The sequence below is a fragment of the Mesorhizobium sp. B1-1-8 genome (assembly GCF_006442795.2).
Lineage (GTDB): Bacteria > Pseudomonadota > Alphaproteobacteria > Rhizobiales > Rhizobiaceae > Mesorhizobium.
In genome coordinates, this window is the sequence record NZ_CP083956.1 from 4,798,251 (window position 1) to 4,819,598 (window position 21,348).

General features: G+C 62.7%; 21 protein-coding genes. 9 read left to right on the plus strand and 12 right to left on the minus strand.

From position 1 onward, the window contains the following. The first annotated feature begins 475 nt into the window (after positions 1-475). On the plus strand, positions 476-2,572 hold the full coding sequence (locus FJ974_RS23720; RefSeq protein WP_140532681.1) for a S9 family peptidase: 2,097 nt from the start codon (positions 476-478) through the stop codon (positions 2,570-2,572). Between the two features lie 97 nt (positions 2,573-2,669). Next, entirely contained in the window at positions 2,670-3,059 is a 390-nt protein-coding gene (locus tag FJ974_RS23725) for an SET domain-containing protein (protein ID WP_140532679.1), read from the plus strand. 106 nt (positions 3,060-3,165) lie between these two features. On the opposite strand, the gene FJ974_RS23730 is transcribed toward FJ974_RS23725, so the two are convergent. The 5 genes from FJ974_RS23730 to FJ974_RS23750 form a co-directional block, all read right to left on the minus strand. Then, entirely contained in the window at positions 3,166-5,760 is a 2,595-nt protein-coding gene (locus FJ974_RS23730; protein ID WP_140532677.1) for an AMP-binding protein, read from the minus strand. Positions 5,761-5,847: 87 nt separating this feature from the next. Beyond that, the gene (locus FJ974_RS23735) at positions 5,848-6,795 is read right to left on the minus strand and encodes a cytochrome c (RefSeq protein WP_140532675.1); all 948 of its coding nucleotides are present in this window, start codon (positions 6,793-6,795) and stop codon (positions 5,848-5,850) included. A gap of 9 nt (positions 6,796-6,804) precedes the next feature. Further along, complete coding sequence (locus FJ974_RS23740; protein WP_140532673.1) at positions 6,805-7,242, minus strand: c-type cytochrome; 438 nt, start codon at positions 7,240-7,242, stop codon at positions 6,805-6,807. 272 nt (positions 7,243-7,514) lie between these two features. Then, positions 7,515-8,117, minus strand: a complete 603-nt coding sequence (locus FJ974_RS23745) for a superoxide dismutase (protein WP_140532671.1) — start codon at positions 8,115-8,117, stop codon at positions 7,515-7,517. A 107-nt stretch (positions 8,118-8,224) separates the two neighbouring features. Next, complete coding sequence (locus FJ974_RS23750) at positions 8,225-9,103, minus strand: branched-chain amino acid aminotransferase (protein ID WP_140532669.1); 879 nt, start codon at positions 9,101-9,103, stop codon at positions 8,225-8,227. 151 nt (positions 9,104-9,254) lie between these two features. Between FJ974_RS23750 and FJ974_RS23755 the strand changes: the two genes are divergently transcribed. Together FJ974_RS23755 and FJ974_RS23760 are read left to right on the plus strand one after the other, a co-directional pair. After that, a complete protein-coding gene (locus FJ974_RS23755) occupies positions 9,255-9,917 on the plus strand; it encodes a haloacid dehalogenase type II (RefSeq protein WP_140532667.1) in 663 nt (220 codons plus the stop codon). Positions 9,918-10,089: 172 nt separating this feature from the next. Then, entirely contained in the window at positions 10,090-10,914 is an 825-nt protein-coding gene (locus tag FJ974_RS23760) for a L,D-transpeptidase (protein ID WP_140532665.1), read from the plus strand. A gap of 96 nt (positions 10,915-11,010) precedes the next feature. Here the strand turns inward: FJ974_RS23760 and FJ974_RS23765 are convergent, their stop codons facing one another. The 5 genes from FJ974_RS23765 to blh are packed head-to-tail and all read right to left on the minus strand — an operon-like array spanning position 11,011 to position 14,282. Beyond that, on the minus strand, positions 11,011-11,820 hold the full coding sequence (locus FJ974_RS23765) for a sulfite exporter TauE/SafE family protein (protein WP_140532663.1): 810 nt from the start codon (positions 11,818-11,820) through the stop codon (positions 11,011-11,013). Further along, complete coding sequence (locus FJ974_RS23770) at positions 11,817-12,251, minus strand: DUF6691 family protein (protein WP_140532661.1); 435 nt, start codon at positions 12,249-12,251, stop codon at positions 11,817-11,819. The genes FJ974_RS23765 and FJ974_RS23770 overlap by 4 nt, the downstream gene beginning before the upstream one ends. Continuing rightward, positions 12,248-12,658 carry a YeeE/YedE family protein gene (locus FJ974_RS23775; RefSeq protein ID WP_140532659.1) on the minus strand — a complete coding sequence of 137 codons (411 nt, stop codon included), beginning with the start codon at positions 12,656-12,658 and terminating at the stop codon, positions 12,248-12,250. Before FJ974_RS23775 ends, FJ974_RS23770 begins: the two co-directional genes overlap by 4 nt. Further along, entirely contained in the window at positions 12,655-12,993 is a 339-nt protein-coding gene (gene bigR / locus FJ974_RS23780; protein WP_140532657.1) for a sulfite-sensing transcriptional repressor BigR, read from the minus strand. The genes FJ974_RS23775 and bigR overlap by 4 nt, the downstream gene beginning before the upstream one ends. After that, complete coding sequence (gene blh / locus FJ974_RS23785) at positions 12,987-14,282, minus strand: bifunctional sulfur transferase/dioxygenase Blh (RefSeq protein WP_140532655.1); 1,296 nt, start codon at positions 14,280-14,282, stop codon at positions 12,987-12,989. Before blh ends, bigR begins: the two co-directional genes overlap by 7 nt. Before the next feature lie 103 nt (positions 14,283-14,385). Between blh and FJ974_RS23790 the strand changes: the two genes are divergently transcribed. After that, positions 14,386-14,559, plus strand: coding sequence for a hypothetical protein (locus tag FJ974_RS23790; RefSeq protein ID WP_181177075.1), 174 nt, complete (start codon positions 14,386-14,388; stop codon positions 14,557-14,559). A gap of 89 nt (positions 14,560-14,648) precedes the next feature. Here the strand turns inward: FJ974_RS23790 and FJ974_RS23795 are convergent, their stop codons facing one another. Beyond that, positions 14,649-16,196: a helicase HerA-like C-terminal domain-containing protein gene (locus tag FJ974_RS23795; protein ID WP_140532653.1), complete on the minus strand. Its 1,548-nt coding sequence runs from the start codon at positions 16,194-16,196 to the stop codon at positions 14,649-14,651. 249 nt (positions 16,197-16,445) lie between these two features. Here FJ974_RS23795 and FJ974_RS23800 point away from each other — a divergent pair, with 249 nt between their 5' ends. The 4 genes from FJ974_RS23800 (at position 16,446) to FJ974_RS23815 (ending at position 20,808) form a co-directional block, all read left to right on the plus strand. Next, positions 16,446-17,888, plus strand: a complete 1,443-nt coding sequence (locus FJ974_RS23800) for a methylmalonyl-CoA mutase subunit beta (RefSeq protein WP_140532651.1) — start codon at positions 16,446-16,448, stop codon at positions 17,886-17,888. Continuing rightward, positions 17,885-20,008 (plus strand): methylmalonyl-CoA mutase, encoded by a 2,124-nt coding sequence (gene scpA / locus FJ974_RS23805; protein WP_140532649.1) that lies wholly within the window; start codon positions 17,885-17,887, stop codon positions 20,006-20,008. The genes FJ974_RS23800 and scpA overlap by 4 nt, the downstream gene beginning before the upstream one ends. A gap of 192 nt (positions 20,009-20,200) precedes the next feature. Further along, complete coding sequence (locus FJ974_RS23810; RefSeq protein ID WP_135863661.1) at positions 20,201-20,422, plus strand: AbrB/MazE/SpoVT family DNA-binding domain-containing protein; 222 nt, start codon at positions 20,201-20,203, stop codon at positions 20,420-20,422. Continuing rightward, positions 20,419-20,808, plus strand: coding sequence for a type II toxin-antitoxin system death-on-curing family toxin (locus FJ974_RS23815; RefSeq protein WP_140532647.1), 390 nt, complete (start codon positions 20,419-20,421; stop codon positions 20,806-20,808). Before FJ974_RS23810 ends, FJ974_RS23815 begins: the two co-directional genes overlap by 4 nt. Here FJ974_RS23815 and greA read toward each other — a convergent pair. Next, on the minus strand, positions 20,805-21,278 hold the full coding sequence (gene greA / locus FJ974_RS23820; protein ID WP_140532645.1) for a transcription elongation factor GreA: 474 nt from the start codon (positions 21,276-21,278) through the stop codon (positions 20,805-20,807). The genes FJ974_RS23815 and greA overlap by 4 nt on opposite strands. Between the last annotated feature and the right edge of the window lie 70 nt (positions 21,279-21,348).

The following is a 21,348-nucleotide window of genomic DNA, read 5'->3' on the forward strand; positions in this document are numbered from 1 at the left end:
GCTGATTCAGCTTCAAAAATTCGTGTGGGGTGTAACTTAGCGAGATTTTTCTGGTCAGACCAGTGTAGCCTGACGCAGCGTCAAGCAAGCTTTAACGACGTGGCGACCATCAAGGTCGAACGCTTATGCTTGACCAATGCTTGCGCATCCATGCAACCGGCACAAGGAATCCGGCATATATCCCAGGTTGCCGAACATTGAAGCATTGAGGCCGTCGATCAATAAGGCATGATGCGCGCGTTGAGCGTGTCGCCGAACGGCACACCGGCCACTTGCCAGGCGGCAAACGCGGTTGCATGAGATTGGGCGGAAAAACTCAAGACAGTCACAGCGACGGCAAGAGCCGCGGCAACCAGAATACAGGACTTCGTCTTTCCCCCTCAACTTAGCTTCTGCAGACTTGAACCCCGCCCCTTGGACCGCTGCTGAGCGGTGTGTCCATTCGCCATTCAAGCCAATTCGACAGCGAGACGTAATGACCAGACCTTCCTTCCCGACCGCCAGCCCGCCGCAGCCCGAGAAGCACCCGATCTTCGATACGCATCACGGCTTCACCCGCACCGACGACTATGCCTGGATGCGGGCTGATAACTGGCAGGCGATGTTCAGGGATCCTTCCCTGCTCGACAGCCGCATCCGCGCCCATCTCGAAGCCGAGAACGCCTATCAGGCGACGCTGATGGCCGACACGACCGGACTCAGAAGCAAGCTATTCGCTGAGATGAAGGGGCGCATCAAGGAGGACGACTCCACCGTGCCGATGAGGGACGGTCCCTACGCCTATGGCTCGTCCTTCCGCCTGGGCGGCGAGCAGCCGCGCTATTTCCGCACGCCGCGCGACGGCGGGGCGGACGAGATCCTGCTCGACGGCGACGCGGAGGCCGAAGGCAAACCCTATTTCCGGCTCGGCGGCGTCGATCATTCGGCCGACCACAAAAAGCTGCTCTGGGCTTTCGACGACAAGGGGTCGGAATTCTACACGCTGCGCGTCCGCGACCTCGCCAGCGGCGGCGAGCTTGCGGACGAGATTGCAAGCACCGGCGGCGGCGGTGTGTGGAACGCCGGCGACGACGGTTTCTTCTACACCCGCCTCGACGACAACCACCGTCCCTCGAAAGTATTCTTCCACGCGCTCGGCGACGGCGCGGAGAACGACCGGCTGATCTATGAGGAGACCGATCCGGGTTTCTTCATGGATGTCGGCGGCACCCGCTCCAACGAGTGGATCATGATCGGCATCAACGATCACGAGACTTCCGAATACCGGTTGCTGCGGGCGGACGAGCCATTCGCCGAACCGAAGCTGGTGGCGATGCGCGAAACCGGCCTGCAATACGATATCGAGGAAGGCGGCGATATCTTCTTCATCCTCACCAATGCCGATGGGGCCAAGGACTTCAAGATCATGACGGCGCCGGTCGAAAATCCGGTGCGCGCCAACTGGCAGGAACTTGTGCCCCACGAGCCCGGCCGGCTGATCCTGTCGGTCCTCGGCTTCAAGCACCATCTGGTCAGGCTGGAGCGCAAGGACGGCCTGCCGCGCATCGTCGTGCGCGACCGCGCAAGCGGCCAGGAGCATTTCATCTCCTTCGACGAGGAGGCGTTCTCCCTCGGTCTCTCCGGCTCCTACGAATACGACACCGAGACGATGCGCTTTACCTATTCGTCGATGACGACGCCGGCGCAAGTCTTCGACTACAACATGCGCACCCGCGAGCGCGTGCTTCTGAAGACGCAGGAAGTGCCCTCCGGCCACGATCCCGAGCACTATGTCACGCGCCGGCTGATGGCGCCCGCCGCCGACGGCGAACTGGTGCCGATCTCGCTGATGCATCATCGCGACACGCAGCTCGACGGCTCGGCGCCTTGCCTGCTCTATGGCTACGGATCTTACGGCATTACAGTTCCCGCCGCCTTCAACACCAACTGCCTGTCGCTGGTCGACCGCGGCTTCGTCTATGCCATCGCCCATATCCGCGGCGGCAAGGACAAGGGCTATGGCTGGTATGACGATGGCAAGCGGGCGCGAAAGATGAACACGTTTACCGATTTCATCGCTTGCGCACGCCACCTGGTGTCCGAGCGCTACACAAGCCACGACCGCATCGTCGCGCAAGGCGGCTCTGCAGGGGGCATGCTGATGGGCGCGGTCGCCAACATGGCGCCTGAGAGTTTTGGCGGCATCGTCGCCGAGGTACCGTTCGTCGACGTGCTGACCACCATGCTCGACGCCAGCCTGCCGCTGACGCCGCCGGAATGGCCGGAATGGGGCAATCCGGTCGCCTCGGCCGACGATTACAACACGATCCGAGCGTATTCGCCCTATGACAATGTCGCAGCGCTCGCCTATCCGCCGATCCTGGCGTTGGCAGGGCTTACCGATCCGCGCGTCACCTATTGGGAGCCGGCGAAATGGGTGGCGCGGCTGCGCGACCGCAAGGCCGGCGACAATCCGGTGCTGTTCAAGATCAACATGGAGTCCGGCCATGCCGGCGCCTCCGGCCGATTCTCCAGGCTGGAGGAGATCGCCTATATCTACGCCTATGCCCTGAAAGTGACGGGCAAGGCCTGATTTTTCTCTCGCAATCGCCAGTATGGCGCGCTAGGCAGTGCGCCGTCCTTGGGCGCGGCCTTTGCCCGCTCGTCATAGAATTCCGCAAGGGTCCTTCATGCTGCTCGTCGACGTCTATCTCGACAAATCGCCGATCCAGGGTATCGGCGTCTTCGCGAAGCACCGCATCGCCAAGGGCACGCTGGTCTGGAAGCTCGACCCACGGTTCGACCGGCGCATTCCCGTCGAGACCTATGAAAGCCAGACCGGTCCGGTGAAGTCGTACCTCGACCGCTATGCCTATCCGGACCGGCGCGATCCCAACTTCATCGTTTTCGAGGCCGATGACGCGCGCTATATGAACCACGCCGACGACCCGAACTGCGACGTCTCTTCCTCCGAGGAGGCCTATGCATTGCGCGACATTGCGCCGGGCGAGGAAATGACCTGCAACTACAACCATTTCTTCGAAAATGGCTTCGATTTCCTCGGTGACCGCCACCCGTAAGGGAGATCGCGACGCGCCTTAGAGAGTTCAGCGTCGGGTAGGCCGAACTGCCTTAAACGTTTGATTTTTTTCGCAATTCCGGACGGAAAACCGTTACACGCTTAGTCTAGGCAGAGCGCAATTCCGGCTGGCGCCCAATACCAAATCTGCCACGCAGGGTACGGACGCCTGCCAGAGCCTTGCCGGCGATGATGCCCACACCGATCCCGCCGGCAATCGCCAGCACATGAAAGACCGGCGCCGGTAGCGTGTCCACGAGCGGTGCCATCAACAGCTCCGGAACGAAGCGGTGAAACAGATAAATCGGAAACGCCGAGGCTGCGATCAGCACCACTCCCCGCCCGACCATCGCCGGAAGGCGAATGCGCGGCACATAAAGAAGGGCAAGGAGCGCGGCGAAGACCAACAAATATTTGATCGTGGTCCCGAACCGGACCGAGTCCCAGAAGGCGAGATAGCCCAGCACCACAGCGGCAACCCCAGTCAAAGCAAGTCTTCTTGCAGCGTTGTCGGCAAAACCCGCACACCAACCGAAGGCGGCGAGGTGAAAGACCCAGTAAATCGCAAAGATCTGGCGATTGCCGATGTCGACGAGCAGCGGGATCACAAGGCGCGCAGCGACGGCAAACCCGAGTAGGCCGACGGAGACGGCGAAGCTGTGCAACCGTGCGAGCCTGCGCATGGCAGGCACCAGGAAGATGAAAGAAAAGACGAGAACGGTCTGCGTATAGGCCTCGATGAACCAGTAAAGATAGGGAATCATCTCGTGGCGTTCGGGCTCGGCGTAGCCGAAATTGCCGGTAAGCGTTATCGAAGCCCAAGGCATAGCCTGCCAGGCGACCGCGTAGGCGGCCACGATGAGGACATAGGGAATCAGGACGTCGATCACAGGCCTCAGCGCTAGTTGGAGCCGACCGCTCAGGAAATGGGTTGACTGGAAGCGTGCCAGACTGAAGCCGACGAGCAGCATCATTACGCCCGATCCGCCGGGGATGGGCCACAGCGTCTCGTGATGTACCACCACCAGCAGGATGGCCATTACCCTCAGCACCAAGTCGGTTGGGAATCCGCTGGCCTCATTGCGCTTGCCGGGCATCAGCCCACGGCGGCCCCCAAGTTCGGCGATCCTCAGGTGCTCCCAGCCGTCCGGCAGGTCCACGCCAAGCCGCTCTAACTCCATGATCAGTTGCAGATAGCGGAGGGAATCCCCGCCGAGCGAGACGAAGCTGTCGTTGCGGCCAACTGTGATCGGATAGAAGACGCGACCATAAGCTTCGAGCACGCCACCCGCCTCAGATCGGGTCTCGGTCGGCCTCTTCAGCCTCTCCTGGTCCAGGCATGCATAGTCGATCTTGCCCGAGTCCAGCCTGGGCAAGCTCGCGCGCGCCGTAACGAAAATCAGATTGGCCGGGAGGCGGCTGGCCTCGGCGAGGATGCTATGCGCCCTTGCCGTTGCGCCAGCATCGGTCACGAAGACATACAACCCGCGATCGTCCCCCAGCACCGCGGCGGCGACGCCTGCCCGGTTCAGCGCCTGCTCCATAATATCGAAGCCGATCCTGAGACCTGCAATCTTGGCGAAGCGGCTCTTGCGCCCGACGATGCGGAAGAAACCCTGGTCGTCGCGTATCGCGATGTCGCCGGTATTGAGCGCCTTGAGTTCGGCACCTCGCGCGAGGTCGCAGCGCCGCGCGCCGTAACCCATCATCACGTTCGGGCCGCGATAGACGAGTTCACCAGGCGTGCCCGGCTGCCAGATCGCCTTTCCTTCATCATCGATGAGGATCAGACTGCCCCCGGGGATGGGCAGGCCGATCCGCTCCTCCCTGTCAGAAAGGCTTTCCGGTGGAACGAAGGCGATGCGCGCCGTAGCCTCGGTCTGGCCATACATGACGAAGAAGCGGCCACCCCTGGCGAGCATGTGGTCCCGATAAAGGCGGATGAGGTCGGGGCTGAGCTGTCCGCCGGCCACCGTCATCATGCGCAGCGCCTTCAGATCGGCGGCACGGAAGCGCGCCCGCTCGAGGAGTTCGTAGGAATACGGCACGCCGGAAAGATTCGTGCAGCCGGCATCGGCGATTGTCCCCGGGAAATCGCCGCTCATGACCGAGACACCGGGAAACAGGACGCTGCCGCCGGCAATCAGATGCGAATTGAGAACCGACAGCCCGTAGGAATAGTGTAGCGGCAGGACCAACGCCGCCCGGTCGGCCGAGGAGAGTTCGAGATAGTTTGCAATCGAATGCGCATTGGCATTGAGATTGTCGTAGGAAAGCCGCACCGCCTTGGCAGCGCCCGAGCTACCTGAGGTCATGAGCAGCAGTGCGAGATCGGGATGGAGTGGCTCTGCGTTTCCTGCCGACCGAGTTCCCTTGACGAGACGCCAGCGGCCATCGGTTGGGCGGTACGTGAAATCTGGCTCGAAGGCCGCAACAAAGTCGTCCCATAGCCTCTCATCGCAAGGCGGCAGCATGGCCACCGCATGCCCGGCCCGCAGAGACGCGAGATAAGCGACGACCGCATGCTCGGACGATTCGGCTGAGACGGCCACGAGCTGCTTTTCCGCTTGTCCCAGCCGCGAGGCGAACTGCAGCGTCAGGCGGTTGAGCTCCGCATAAAAGAGCGTCCGCCCGTCGGCAAAGACAAGCGCGGTGCGATGCTCGCCGCGGGCGATTTCGGACACAAGGTCAATGGAGGGCATGGGCAAGCTTCGGGCTGTCGGAGAAACTGGCCGAAGCGCCTATTATACATGAGTATTAAAGTCAACTAATGCGCTATGAGCGCGATCTCAGCTTGCCGGCTTGCGCGCCGGATACCCGTTGGGATGCGGCGGGACGGCCTTGAGATAGGCAGCGATCGCGGCGCGGTCGTCGGCCGTCAGCTGGGCGATGTTGCGCTGCACGTCGACCATGGCGCCGCCGACGGAATCGAAATCGGGCGTGAAGCCGGTTTCGAGATAGTTGACGATGTCTGCCTCGGACCAGCCGTTGATGCGAGCCCCGCCGGGCGTGATGTTGGGCACGACGCCTTTGCCTTCGGCGGCCACGGCGCCCGCCAGCCACTCGGCCTTCTTGACGCCGCCGGCGAAATCGCGCGGCGTGTGGCATTCGCCGCAGTGGCCCGGCCCCTCGACCAGATAGCGGCCGGCGAGCACGTTGGCCGGCGTGCCTTCAGGCAGCGCGATCACCGGTTCGGGGCTGAGATAGAGCCGCTTCCACAAGCCGATGCCGCGGCGAATGTTGAAGGGGAAGCCGAGCCTGTGGCCGGGCGCCTTGCCGGCGATCGGGGGCAATGTCTTCATGAAGGCGTAGAGGTCGGCGATATCGGCCGGCTTCATGCGCGTGTAGGAGGCATAGGGAAAGGCCGGATAAAAGTGCTCGCCGGAGGGTGAGACCCCCTTCAGCATGGCGTTGGCGAAATCTTCTTCGCTCCAGGCGCCGATGCCGTCCTTTGGGTCCTGCGAGATGTTGGGCGGCACGAAAGTGCCGAACGGCGTCTTGAGCTCCAGGCCGCCGGTCAGTTGCAAGCGGGCATCGCCCTGTGATCCCGGTTTGGCGTGACACGACGTGCAGCCGCCGGCGTAAAAGATGCGCTTGCCCCTGGCGGGGTCGCCAGGGCCGAGTTGCGCGACGGTCGCAGCATCAAGCCGGACCGGGGCCGACACGACCCAGCCGGCAGCTGCGCCGGCGCCGCCCAGCACGATGACGACGCCGACGAGCTTGCCCAGCCAGGACATATCGGGCGATCAGCTCTTCTTGATCCTGTAGGTCTGATGACAGGTGCCGCAGTCGCCGCCGATCGTGTTGAGCTGCGTCTTCAATGCGTCGACATCGGCCGGAGGGGCCGCGACCGCGGCCCTGACGTCGGCGAGGTACTTGTCTCCGGCCGCCTTAAAGCCGGCCATGTCTTCCCAGATCTTGGGCGAGGCCGTCGTTTTGCCCTGGTCGGTGCCGGCCGGGAACAGCGTCTCGGCATCGAACTTCTCGGCATTTGCCTGCAGCGCCTGCAGGGTCGTCAGCACCGCGGCGGCGTCGAAAGGCTCGTCGCCCTTGACGATTTTCGACACCTGGCCGGCGAGCTTGCCGCGTTCCTTCATCAGGGCCTGGCGATCCTGTAGCGGATCGGCTGCCGCCATCGTACCGGCAAAGGCGAGCATAGAGATGGCGATGACAAGCTTTCTCATTCAATTGGCTCCATGATGAAGAGAGTTCGCGACGAAATGCTAACGGACGTGGCGGCGGGATTATTCCCGGCGTTTTTGCCGGCCTGGGCGGTGAATCCTCTTTGATCAAAAAGAAAGCCCCGGTGCGCCGGGGCTTTTCAGGGATCGATCAGGCCATTACAGCGCCGCGCGCCTTTTCAGGCGCGCGAAGGACGCTGCAACGCTTTGGTTTCGCGCATGATCCTTTCCGAAAATTGTTTCCGATTTTTGCTGCGCTGACCTTCGGTTCGGGGTCATGCGCTGGCCTTTTCGTACATTTCGAGGACATGGTCCCAGTTGATGAGGCTGTCGACGAAGGCTTCGAGATATTTCGGCCGCGCGTTGCGGTAGTCGATGTAATAGGAGTGCTCCCACACGTCGACGCCGAGGATCGGCGCGCCGCCATGGACCAGCGGGTTCTCGCCATTCGGGGTCTTGGAGATTGCCAGCTTGCCATCCTTGACCGAGAGCCAGGCCCAGCCGGAGCCGAACTGGGTGGTGCCGGCGGCGATGAAGTCCGCCTTGAACTTGTCGTAGCCGCCAAGATCGCTGTCTACGGCCTTCTGCAGCACGCCTGGCAGCTTGTTGCCGCCGCCGCCCTTCTTCATCCACTGCCAGAAGTGGATATGGTTGTAGTGCTGGCCAGCGTTGTTGAAGAGCCCGGCATTCTTGCCGAAGGACTGCTTCACGACCTCTTCGACCGACAGGTCGCCCATTCCAGCCTCCGCGGCGAGCTTGTTGCCGTTGTCGACATAGGCCTTGTGGTGCTTGTCGTGGTGGTATTCCAGCGTTTCCTTCGACATGTAAGGCTGCAGCGCCTCGTAGTCGTAAGGCAAAGCGGGCAACTCGAAAGCCATGGATGGTACTCCCTCGTGGAAAAGTCCGGTGAAACTACCGGACTAACATAGGTCTGGAATGGATTGGGGCAACTCCGGAATGGAACGCCGATCGCCTTTTTAGCCGCTCAGGCGGCGGAAGTCGAATGCGCCCAATCCCAATAGAGTTCGCGCGCCTTCTTGGCCACCGGCCCGGGCTGCAGGTTACGGTCCTCGATGCGGGTGATCGGCACGACCTTGGAATGGTTTCCGGTCGAGAAGATCTCGTCGGCTTCGAGGAAATCGCGGATCGACAACGCCTTCTCCGTGGTCTTGAAGCCGTAATCGCCGAGCAAATTGATGGTGCGCGAGCGAGTGATGCCGGACAGGAACGTGCCGTTCGGCGCCGGCGTCAGCACATGGCCGTCCTTGACCAGGAAAATGTTGGAGGTGCCGGTCTCGGCGACATTGCCCAGCATGTCGAGCACCAGCGCATTGTCGAAGCCGCGCATCTTGGCCTCGAGGATGGCGCGGCCATTGTTGGGATAGAGGCAGCCCGCCTTGGCGTTGGTCGGCATGGTCTCGATGGTCGGCCGCCGGAATGGCGAGACGGTGATCGAGAAGCCGGAAGGCGAGATCATCGGCGATTCATAGAGGCAGAGGCAGAAGCGGGTCGAGGCCGGGTCGGCCGGCACGCCCATGTAGCCGCCATGCTCGGCCCAGTACATCGGCCTGATGTAGACGGCGGTCTGGCCGTCGAATTTCTTCAGACCATCCCAGGTCAGGCCGACGATCTTGTCGGTGGTCATGGACGGCTTCAGCCCGAGCGCGATCGCCGAGGCGTTGACGCGCGCGGCGTGGCGGTCGAGGTCGGGCGCGACGCCTTCGAACCAGCGGGCGCCGTCAAAGACGCTGGTGCCCAGCCACATCGCATGGCTGCGCGGTCCGAGGATGGCGACATTGCCCTCGTACCAGTCGCCGTCCACATAGGTCCATGTCGCGGATTGCGCCGCAGCCGCCAGTGTCATCGTTGGTGTCCGTGTGGCTGATTTCCGGCCGCCATAGGACGATGCTTTGGCCGCCGGCGTCAACCGACATCGGCGAAATTCGTTGAGGCCAGAGGCACTTGAGCGCAATCAGCACTTGCGTAGCGCGCCGCCGCGCCGCAAAACTCTTGACATGCACCACGCGGCCTATGTCTTCGACGCCTATGGCACGTTGTTCGACGTGCATGCCGCCGTGCGCCGCCATGCCGGCGAGATCGGCCCGGACGGCCAGCTGCTCTCCGACATCTGGCGCGCCAAGCAGCTCGAATATTCCTGGGTCAGGACGCTGATGGGCGCCTATGCCGATTTCTGGCAGTTGACCGAGCAGGCGCTGGATTTCGCCTTCAGCAAAGTGCCTTCGGCCGACCCCACGCTGAAGGCCACGCTGCTGGAGGCCTATTGGCGGCTGGACTGCTACCCGGAAGTGCCGGCGGTGTTGAAGGCGCTCAAGGCATCGGGGGCAAAGCTCGCGATCCTCTCCAACGGCTCTCCGGCAATGCTGGACGCGGCGGTCAAATCGGCCGCGCTCGACCAGATCCTCGACGACATCTTTTCGGTCGATCAGGTCAAGCGCTTCAAGACCGAGCCGTCGGTCTATGACATGGTGGTCACTTCCTGGCGGCTCTATCCGGGCGCGGTGTCGTTCCAGTCCTCCAATCGCTGGGACATTGCGGGTGCGGCCAAATTCGGATTCCGCACCGTCTGGATCAACCGGACCAACCAGCCGGACGAATACCGGGATTTCGCGCCGGGGTTGATTCTGCCCTCGCTCGAGGGCCTGCTGGCCGGCGCCTGAACCGCATGTTGCTGCGGCGCAACAGAGGCATGGCGGTCACAGCTTCGCCTTTGTTTGTCCACCCTGAGGCCAGAATTGGAACCGCCTATCGCCGCCGACTGTTATTGCAGCTGCCGGAGGCCGCCCGGCGGATTCATGCTTTCCTGCGAATTGCGACCCAGAAAAGGCAACCATGTCCACCGACGAGACCGAATCTTTCCGCCTCAGCCGCCGGGCCTTCCTCAATTTCACCGCCCTTGGCGCCGCCTCAGTCGCGGTTTCCGCCTGCGCCACCACCGGTCCAGGTCCCGTCCAGCCGCCACCGCCGGCCTATGTGGAGCCCCCGCTCGGCGACTATGAGACGATATATGGGGCGATGTCCGACAACGGCTTCGAGCTGCCCGCCATCCCGGTCAACAAGATCGACCACAGGTATCTGCGCCAGATCGTTCCCGATCCGACCGGGCAGCGCCCTGGCACCATCGTCGTCGATACCACCAACCACTTCCTCTATCTGGTGCGCGAAGGCGGCCAGGCGATCCGCTACGGCGTCGGTCTCGGCCGCGCCGGCTTCGAATGGTCCGGCGATGCGGTCGTGCAGTGGAAGCAGAAGTGGCCGAAATGGACGCCGCCGGACGAGATGATCGCCCGCCAGCCGGAGTTGAAGCCCTACAGCGCCGACAATGGCGGCATGCCGGGCGGGCTGAAGAACCCGCTCGGCGCACGCGCGCTCTATCTCTTCCAGGGCAATCAGGACACGCTCTACCGCCTGCACGGCTCGCCGGAATGGTGGTCGATCGGCAAGTCGGTTTCGTCGGGCTGCGTGCGGCTGATCAACCAGGACATTATCGATCTCTATGACCGCGTGCCGAACAAGACCCCTGTCGTGGTGACCGCCGACATCGGCGCGCCGGTGGCCGACATGCCGGAGCGCAAGGCCATCCCGATCGATAACGGCGTGCCGACCGGCTCGATCCTGCTCGGCCCGGTCAAACGGCTCGGCGACGCGATCTTCTGATTCGATCGCTGTGCAGGGCGGCGGACCGCGCCGCCCGCCATCGGTTTTCCGATGAACCAACCGGGAAAAATTAGTAGCCCCGACGCTAGCGGGGCATTAGTGACGTCCGGCTGCAACAGAGAGAGTTCCGCCTGCAAGGTCGCCAACGCTCCTGTAGAGGACATAGCCCGCGACGACAAAGACGAGTGCGGCAAAAATTCGGTTGAGCGCATTCTTGTAGGACGCTAAGCGCGTCGCCGCCAACATGCCGATCAAGCCACCGCCAACACCACCGATGATGAATTCGGCAGCCAAATTCCAGTCAACCATTCCCGACAGAGCATAGTTGAAGGTAGTCGCGAGGCCGAAGGCCGTGACGGCGAGCAAGGACGTGCCGATCGCATTGATCGTCGGCATTCCCGTGGCAAGGATCAGCCCGGGAACGATGAGGAAGCCACCGCCAATGCCGAAGAAGCCGGAGGCCATGCCGGCAACAACGGCGACCGCGGCCGTCATCGCACACATTTTGGCATCGGCGGGCCGGACAGCCGTCGACATGCTTAGCCGCGGACGAACCATCAATGCACCAACCACCATCATGAGCAGGCCGAAGAAGAAAAGCAGACGCGTTCCATCAATCGACATTCCCAGCGTCGATCCGGCCAGGGCACCAACGGAGCCCAGTGCCGCGAAGACAAGCGCGCAGCGCCACCAGACGTGGCCCTTCAGGGCGTGGCCCCCGAAATTCGCAAATGCGTTGGCGGCCACTGCAAGCGAGCCTGTGCCGATGGCAAGGTGTGGTTGGGCAACGCCGACAACATAGAGCAAGAGCGGCGTAGCAAGGATCGATCCGCCGCCGCCTACCAAACCAAGAGTAAAGCCGACCAGGCCGCCAGAGCCGACGGCGGCAAACAATGTACCGGTCATGATGTTCTCCCGACAAGAAGGCGGTCATGGGCAAACATCCCCGCCAGCATAGAGGCTACGAAGACGAGCGTTGGCGTTAGGCCAAGCGACAACGAAGCGATCGCCGGGCCAGGGCAAAACCCGCCTAGGCCCCATCCAAGGCCAAAGATTGCCGAGCCGATGACCAAAGGGGCGTCAATCCGCGAGTTCTCTGGCAGATAGAATCTATCCGCCAGCAGTGGTCGCGACATCCGTTGGATCCAGGCCACGCCTCCCGTTGCAACTGTAACGGCACCGCCCAGCACGAACGCCAGAGTCGGATCCCAGGCGCCGAAACCGTCGAGAAATCCCTGAACCCGGGCAGGATCAAGCATCCCCGACAGTGCCAGACCAAGGCCAAATATGGTGCCCGCTGCGAAGGCGACCAAAACTCGTAATTGGGTGTGTTTCATAAGACTGTTCCATGGAGAAGCGCTACAGCCAGGACGCCGCTCGCAACGAACGTCAAAACCGCGACGATTGAACGCGGCGATAGCCGTGCCAAGCCCATGACGCCATGACCACTGGTGCAACCCGAACCCATCCGGGATCCGAAGCCGACCAACAATCCCGCGATCATTATCAACGGCAGCGACGCCGTCATGGTCACTGGCGGCCGGTGATGAAAAGCCCCGATGTACACGACTGGGCCAAGCAACAATCCGACGACGAAGGCAGCGTTTGTCCAAGCATCGATGCCCTGGACTAGCCTGCCGACGATCCCGCTTATGCCGGCGATCTTCCCGTTCAGGATGAGGAGCATTGCCGAAGAAAGGCCGATCAGAGCCCCACCCAGGAGGGAAACGAGATAGGAGGTCACGGCCGACCTTCCGGACAGAAGATCGTGTAAAGCGCCGCGACCAATTGAGCGGCCTTCTCGGCGGTCAGCCGGTAGAAGATCTGTTTGCCTTCGCGCCGCGTCTCCACAATCTTGGCGTCTCGCAGCACCGTGAGCTGCTGGGAAAGGTTCGGTTGATGGATGTCGAGCACCTCTTCCAGCTGGCTGACCGAATGCTCCCCTTCGACAAGGGTGCATACGAGCATCAGCCGCATTGGATGCGCCAGTGTCTTCAACAAAGCCGCTACTTCGTTGGCGCGGGATTCCATGGCGGTAGGCGACATGCTCATGGCATCAGGCTGGATCTCGCTCACCATGCTGCTCCTTCCAGTGCATCCAAGGGAAATTTCAGATAGCGCCTGCCGTTTGCTTCCGGCTCCGGCAGGCGCCCCGCCTGAATGTTGACCTGCAAGGCATGCAAGATCAGTTTCGGCATCGGCAGCGTACGGTCGCGCGCTTCGCGCAGTCCGGCGAAGGCCTCTTCGCTCACGCCGGCCAAGTGTGCATTGGCGCGTTTCTGCTCGCCGACCGTGCTTTCCCACTTCGGCGCGCGGCCGCCCGGCTGGTAGTCATGGCCCGTAAACAAGCGGGTTCCGCCCGGAAGCTCCAGAATGTTCTGGATCGATTTCCACAAGGTGCGAGCGTCACCACCAGGAAAATCGGCTCGAGCCGTGCCGCTGTCGGGCATGAAGATGGTGTCGTGGACAAAAGCCGCATCGCCAATCAGGTAGGTGATCGACGCCAGGGTGTGACCAGGCGAAAGCATCACCCGAGCCTCGATGGAACCAAGCTTGAAAGTGTCGCCATCCGAGAACAGCCTGTCCCACTGCGATCCGTCTATACGAAGTTCAGGCCAGTTGTAGATGCCTCGCCATAAGCGCTGGACATCGATCACCCGCGCTCCTATCGCGGTCGGCGCGCCCGTCTTCTCCTTGAGGTATTGCGCTGCCGAAAAGTGGTCGGCATGAGGGTGAGTGTCGAGAATCCATTCGACGGTCAGACCGCTCTCCGCAACATAGGAAAGGATCGTGTCGGCACTGCGTGTCGTGATCGCTCCGGACTTCTCGTCAAAATCAAGAACCGGATCGATAATGGCACATTTTCGGGTATCGGAATCTGAAACGACATATTGCACGCTCCGTGTCCGGGGGTCGAAGAACCCGCTAACTTCCGGTCGAAATTGCCTGTGCGCATCGAGCCATCTGGACGCAGCGCTCAGGTCGATTCCCAGCCGCTGGCCAAGATCCGTGATTTCCACGGACGCCATGCGGCCGTCGAGGGCCTCGCCAAGTACATGCAGGGTCAGAGCACGTGCGCCGGTTTTGCAATGTGCAAAGACCGTGCCGCCCGCATCGACCATAGCCGCCTGGAAGGCTCTCACGTCGGCCTCCGTGATGGTCGCCATTGTTACGGGTATGAAGTTGTAGGAAATACCGGCGTGACCGGCAGCCTCTCGTTCCGCGTCGTTTCCAGGCTGGGCGGGCTCTTCCCTGTCAGGGCGAGCGTTGATCAGTCCGGCGAACCCATGGTCCGCAAGCGACCGGACCTCGGAGGTCGAGGGTTGGGGGCCTACGGCCAGCATGTCATTTATGCGGATCATATTCATAATTGGTTGCCTGCGTCCGTTATCAATATATAATTTCATATAATGTATAATGATTCGTGTCAACAGGTAAACACCTTTCTGCGAATCCAACCTCACAACGGCTATGAGTAGCTTCTTGCCACTGGATCGACCTAACGCCGCGGTCGTCGGCAAGGCTGGGCATGGCTCGACAACCGACGAGCAGACCCATCATGATCAAATGGATAATCCATTGGCCGACAACCCGGACAGCGTCGCGACGCCGATCGAAAAGCACGCCGGCGAAGGCGCGCGTTGACCGGCCTCGAAACCAGCCGATGCCGGTGACCGAACAAGCGATCGAAGTGGTGCTCGGCGTGAGCTGCGGCCGGTGCCTATTAGACCGCGTTACCGCCCTCGCGCCAGGCTTCCCAGGATGCCGCGCACGATGGCGCGGCCGACCGACGAGCCGACCGAGCGCACCACCGATTTGATCGCGGCCTCGGCCACTGTCTGACGGTTAGAGGAGCGCGGCGCCGGGGCGCGCCTGCCGCCTGGCTGTGGCGGCGGGTCGTCATTGCCGAAGCCGGGAATGGTCCAGCGCGAGCGACCGGTGTCGGCCTGTTGAGCCTGTGCTTCAGCGGCCTGGGCCTGCTGAGCCTTTTTCTGCAGCATCTCGAATGCCGATTCGCGGTCGATCACCTGATCGTACTGGCCGGCGACCGGGCTCCCGGCGATGATCTTGCGGCGCTCTTCCGGCGTGATCGTGCCGAGCCGCGAGGATGGCGGCCGGATCAGCGTGCGCTGGACCATGGCCGGTACGCCCTTGTCTTCCAGCGTCGAGACCAGCGCCTGGCCGGTGGCAAGCTGGGTGATGGCGGTGGCGCAGTCGAAATCGGGATTGGGCCGGAAGGTATCGGCTGCCGTGCGCACCGCCTGCTGCTCGCGCGGCGTATAGGCGCGCAGCGCGTGCTGGACGCGGTTGCCGAGCTGGGCCAGTACCTTTTCGGGGATATCCAGCGGGTTCTGGGTGACGAAATAGACGCCGACGCCCTTGGAGCGGATCAGGCGGACCACCTGCTCGACCCGGTCGATCAGCACCTTCGGCGCCTCGTCGAAAAGCAGGTGCGCCTCATCAAAGAAGAAAACGAGCTTCGGCTTGTCCGGATCACCGACTTCGGGCAGTTCCTCGAACAGTTCCGACATCAGCCAGAGCAGGAACGTCGCGTAGAGCCTGGGATTCATCATCAGCTTGTCGGCGGCAAGCACGCTGATGGCGCCACGGCCGTCGCGCGTGGTTCGCATGAGATCGGCGATGCGCAGCGCCGGCTCGCCGAAGAAGTTCGCCGCGCCCTGCTGTTCCAGCACCAGCAAGGTGCGCTGGATGGCGCCGACCGATGGCCTGGTGACATTGCCGTAGCGGGCGCTAAGCTCGTCGGCGCGCTCGGCGATGTTGGCAAGCAATGCCTGCAGGTCTTTCAGGTCGAGCAGCAGCAGGCCCTCTTCGTCGGCGATGCGGAAGGCGATGTTCATGATGCCTTCCTGAGCTTCCGAAAGGTCCATCAGCCGCGACAACAGCAGCGGTCCCATTTCCGAGATGGTAGCGCGAATCGGGTGGCCCTGTTCGCCGAACAGGTCCCAGAAGATGACCGGGAATTCCTGGAACTGGTAGGGATCAAGTCTCACCTGTTCGGCCCGTTTGACCAGGAAATCCTTGGCCTCGCCCATCATGGCGATGCCGGAAAGATCGCCCTTGATGTCGGCGCAGAATACCGGCACGCCGGCGTTCGAAAAGCCTTCGGCGAGGATCTGCAAGCTCACCGTCTTGCCGGTGCCGGTAGCGCCGGTGATCAGGCCGTGGCGGTTGCCATAGCGCAGCAGAAGCTCTTCGGCCTTCTGGTAGGAATCGTCGGTCTTGCGGCTGGCGCCGATGAAGATGCTGGTGTCGTCAGCCATAGGTCCGGTCTCCGCAATCTGTTCCGTCGAAAAGCCTCATCCGAGGTATAGTGAGGCTATCGCGCAGCGACAATGGCCCAGGATGGGCGGCGCCGAAATCGGCGTGTTGGTGCTTGCGGATTTTGCGCATGTTTGGCAATCGGTTAGCGGGCCGCCAAGGCCATGGGGCCAATACCGCATTGTGATATCTGGCGCAGGACCCTAGATTGACTGAACCCGGCCGACGTGGCCGAGAAAACGGGGAGAGCGATGGCCGCCGGCACCTTGACCAGGGATGTCGATCTACCGAACCCGGACGCCAAACGCTGGCGGGCGCTGGCGGAAAAAGCGATTGCGGGCGGCTCCTTTGAGGAAAAGCTTGTTTCCCGCACCGATGACGGCATCCGCATCGAGCCGCTCAGCCAGCGCTCGTCCACGGCCGAGCCGCTGTTGCGCACCAATCCGAGGTCGCCGTGGATCGTCAGCCAACGCGTCGACGATCCCGACATTGCCCGCGCCAGCGCCCAGGCGCTGGAGGATATCGCGCAGGGAGCGACGGGGCTGTCGCTGGTTTTCGAAGGCGCGCCGAATGCTTTTGGCTATGGCCTGCCAAGGACAGCCGAGGCACTGGAAACCGTGCTCGACGGCGTGCCGCTCAATCGCATTCAGGTGCGCATCGACGCGCATCCGTGGAGCCGCGCCGTTGCCGACTGGCTGCTTGCCTTCCTGACCAGGCGCCGCTCCGATCCGGCCAAGCTCAACCTCTCCTTCGGCATCGACCCGGCGGCGATCTTTGCCGGCACCGGACGGCTGCGCATGTCGATCGAGGCGCTGCAGGAATCAATGCCGCAATCGCTGGCGCATTTCTTCTCGATGGACGTGCCTGGCGTGCTCTTGGAGGCAGACGGCCGCGTCTTCCACAATGCCGGCGCCACCGAAGCGCAGGAACTCGGCGCGATGATGGCCTCGGCCGTTTCCTATCTCAGGATGTTCGAGAACGCGCGCCAACCGCTCGTCTATGCGGCACCGCATATCGGCTTCGCGCTCAGCGTCGACCAGGACCAGTTCCTGTCGATGGCCAAGGTGCGAGCCTTGCGCAAGCTCTGGGCGCGCATCCAGGAGGCCTGCTCCATCTCGGGCTCGACCGCCAGCATTCATGCCGAGACATCTTATCGCATGATGACGACAGCGGATGCCGAGACCAACATCCTGCGCACGGCGATCGCCGGTTTCGCGGCGGCCGCCGGCGGCGCCGATTCGATCGCGATCCTGCCGCACACGATAGCGCACGGGCTGCCGGCGGGGTTTGCCCGCCGCGTTGCCCGCAATGCGCAATTGATCATGACGCATGAGAGCCATATCCACCATGTCGCCGACCCGGCCAGCGGCTCGGGCGCCGTCGAGGCGCTGACCGACAATCTCTGCGCGGCCGCCTGGGAGGAATTCCAGCGCATCGAGGCCGAAGGCGGCGTGCTCGCCAGCCTGCAGCAGGGTTATATCCAGAATCGCGTCCGGACGGCTTCCGCCAAGCGCAATGCCGCATATCGCTCCGGCGAGCGCGCCATCATCGGCACGACGCTGTTTCGCGCCGGCAGCGAACGCCCGGCCGAGACGCTGCCGGCGGAGCGTCGGCCGGCGCTGACGGAAGGCGTTGCGGTCTGCGAGCCGCTGTTCCCGGTGCGCATCGACCAGTCGATCGGAGCCGGATCGTGATCCCCGACTTCAGCCAGATCGGCTGGTCGGCGCCGCGGCGTGCGCCGGTCGAGCTCAAGGGCCAGCGGATGACGCCGGAAGCCATCGCGGTCAAGCATCTTTACACGCAAGGCGACCTCAAAGGTCTGGCCAATCTCGACACCTATCCGGGCCTGCCACCCTTCGTGCGCGGCCCCTACCCTACCATGTATGTCCAGCAGCCGTGGACGATCCGGCAATATGCCGGCTTCTCGACGGCAGAGGAATCCAACGCCTTCTACCGGCGCAACCTCGCCGCCGGACAGAAAGGGCTGTCGGTCGCCTTCGACCTTGCCACCCATCGCGGCTACGACAGCGACCATCCGCGAGTCGCCGGCGATGTCGGCATGGCCGGCGTGGCGATCGATTCCATCCTCGACATGCGCCAGCTGTTCGATGGCATTCCGCTCGGCGACATGACGGTATCGATGACGATGAACGGCGCCGTGCTGCCGATCATGGCGCTTTATATCGTGGCGGCGGAGGAACAGGGCGTCGCGCCGAAGGACCTTGCGGGCACCATTCAGAACGACATCCTGAAGGAGTTCATGGTCCGCAACACCTATATCTATCCGCCGAAGCCATCGATGCGGATCGTGTCGGACATCTTCTCCTACACGTCCAAGCACATGCCGAAGTTCAATTCGATCTCGATCTCCGGCTATCACATGCAGGAAGCGGGCGCGACGGCCGATCTCGAGCTCGCCTATACCATCGCCGACGGCATCGAATATGCCCGCGCCGGCGTCGCCGCCGGCCTCGACATCGATCGTTTCGCGCCGCGGCTTTCCTTCTTCTGGGCAATCGGCATGAACTTCTTCATGGAGGTCGCCAAGCTCAGGGCGGCGCGGCTGTTGTGGTCGAGCCTGATGCAGAAGAATTTTGCGCCGAAGGACGAGCGCTCGCTGTCGCTGCGCACCCATTGCCAGACCTCGGGCTGGTCGCTGACGGCGCAGGACCCCTACAACAACATCACCCGCACGATGATCGAGGCGATGGCGGCGACGCAGGGCCACACGCAGTCGCTGCACACCAATTCCTTCGACGAGGCGATGGCGCTGCCGACCGACCACTCGGCGCGCATCGCCCGCAACACGCAACTCGTCCTGCAGAAGGAATCCGGCACCACGCGCATCATCGATCCGTGGGGCGGCTCGACCTATGTCGAGCGGCTGACGCATGATCTCGCCGCGCGCGCGCTCGCCCATATAGAAGAGGTGGAGAGCCTCGGCGGCATGGCTGCGGCGATCGAGAAAGGCATTCCGAAGCTGCGCATCGAGGAAGCAGCCGCCCGTACCCAGGCGCGCATCGATTCCGGCGAGCAAATTCTGGTCGGCGTCAATGCGCACCGGCCTGAGGCGGACATCGAAGTCGATGTGCTGAAGATCGACAATGCCGAGGTCAAGGCCCGGCAATTGACGAAGCTGCAGCGGCTGAAGGGCACGCGCGACGTCGGTGCGGTCGAGAGTGCGCTTGCCGCCCTCACCCGCGCGGCCGAGAGCGGCGGCAACCTGCTTGAATTCGCCATCCGCGCGGCGCGCGCCAGCGCAACGGTCGGCGAGATCTCGCTGGCGCTGGAAAAGGTCTTCGGTCGCCATACCGCGGCGGTGCAGACAATCTCCGGCGTCTATCGCGACGCGCTCGGTGACAATCCGGCGGTCGAGCGGCTGCAGGACAAGATCGCGGCATTCGAGCAAAAGTCCGGCGCCAGGCCGCGCATCCTTGTCGCCAAGATGGGACAGGACGGCCACGACCGCGGCCAGAAGGTGATCGCCACCGCCTTTGCCGATCTCGGCTTCGACGTCACCGTCGGACCGATGTTCCAGACGCCGGAGGAGATCGCGAAACTGGCGGTCCAGCACGACGTCGACATCATCGGCGCTTCCTCGCTCGCGGCCGGGCATCTGACGCTGATTCCCGAGCTCAAGGAAGCGCTGAGGAAGCTCGGCCATGGTGAAATGCTGATCGTCGCCGGCGGCGTCATCCCGCCGCAGGACTATGATGCCGTGCTGAAAGCGGGCGCGTCGGAGATCTTCCCGCCGGGAACCGTGATCCCGGAAGCGGCGGACCGGCTGATGGATCGGCTGCTGGCTGCCAGATGAGGGTTCGGTGGCCAATGTCCGCGACTTGCGGAAGCATCCCTCCCCTTCGTCATGTATGGACATGACGAAGGGATGGGTGTCGCGGCTGGTCGTGGACGTTGGCCGGTTCATAAGATTGTGTTGGGTTATAATACCAGTTGCAACGATACGGCGCTCAGGTTATAATTAGTGTTGCAACAAGGATGCAGCACCATGAACACCACCATCCGCAAGATCGGCAATTCCGAAGGCGTGATCCTGCCCAAGGATCTTCTCGATCGCCTGAACATGAAAACGGGCGACCAGCTTCAGATCGTCGAAACGGACAAGGGCATTGCCCTTGAGCCCGTGGACGACAGCTTCGAACGACAGATGGAAGCTGCCCGCAAGGTCATGGACAAGTACAAGGTCGCGCTTCAGAAGCTCGCAGAATGAGCTGGGAGTTTCTGTCGCGGCGCGCCGTCGAAGCGATGCATGCCGAGCAGTTGCGCCGGCATGGCGGCGCGCAGGGTTTGAGGGATGAGAATGCTCTCGAATCCGCGCTGGCCCGTGCCGAGAACAAGGCCAACTATGGTGATCCGTCGATCGAGGATCTGGCGGCAGCCTATATCTTCGGCATTGCCAGAAATCACGCTTTTGTCGATGGCAACAAGCGCACAGCCATGGTCGCGGCGGGCGCTTTCCTGATCATCAATGGCTACGGACTTACCGCCGACAACGGCACCATTTACGAATTCGTGATGGGCATCGCAGCGGGCGAAATCGACGAGGCAGGCGCCGCGGCATTCTTCCACGACCACGTCGTCAAGCTTGAAGGCTAACTCTCGGAGAGCTTGACGATCTCCCACTCCTTGCCGTTGACGGTGACGACCTCGCCGACCTTCTTGCCGAACAGCGCCATAGCCATCGGCGAGACGTGGGAAATCGAACCCTTTGACGGATCGGCCTCGTCCTCGCCGACGATCTTCCAGTGCACTTTCTTGCTATCATCGCTTTCCAGCGTGACGCCCATGCCGAAGCGGACCACATCGCTGCCGGGCTCGGGCACCGAAAGCTCGGCGCTTTCGCGCCGCGCGGTCCAGTAGCGCAGGTCGCGCGACACGACAGCCAGGCGTTCACGATCGCCGCGCCTTTCGGCCTTGGCCATCAGGTCGCGCAGGTCGGCCAGATTCTCCTCGATCATCGCCAGGCCGCGCTCCGTGACCAGATTGCGGTGCTGACTGACCGGCCGCTCGCCGACGCCGGCGATGGCATTTTCGCTGTCTTCCTCGCGGGTAAAGGCTCTGCTCATCGAATGAACTTAGGCTTGGCGCGACGACTGCACAAGCAATTTGCCGGACGGCAGCTTTGGCACGATTCCT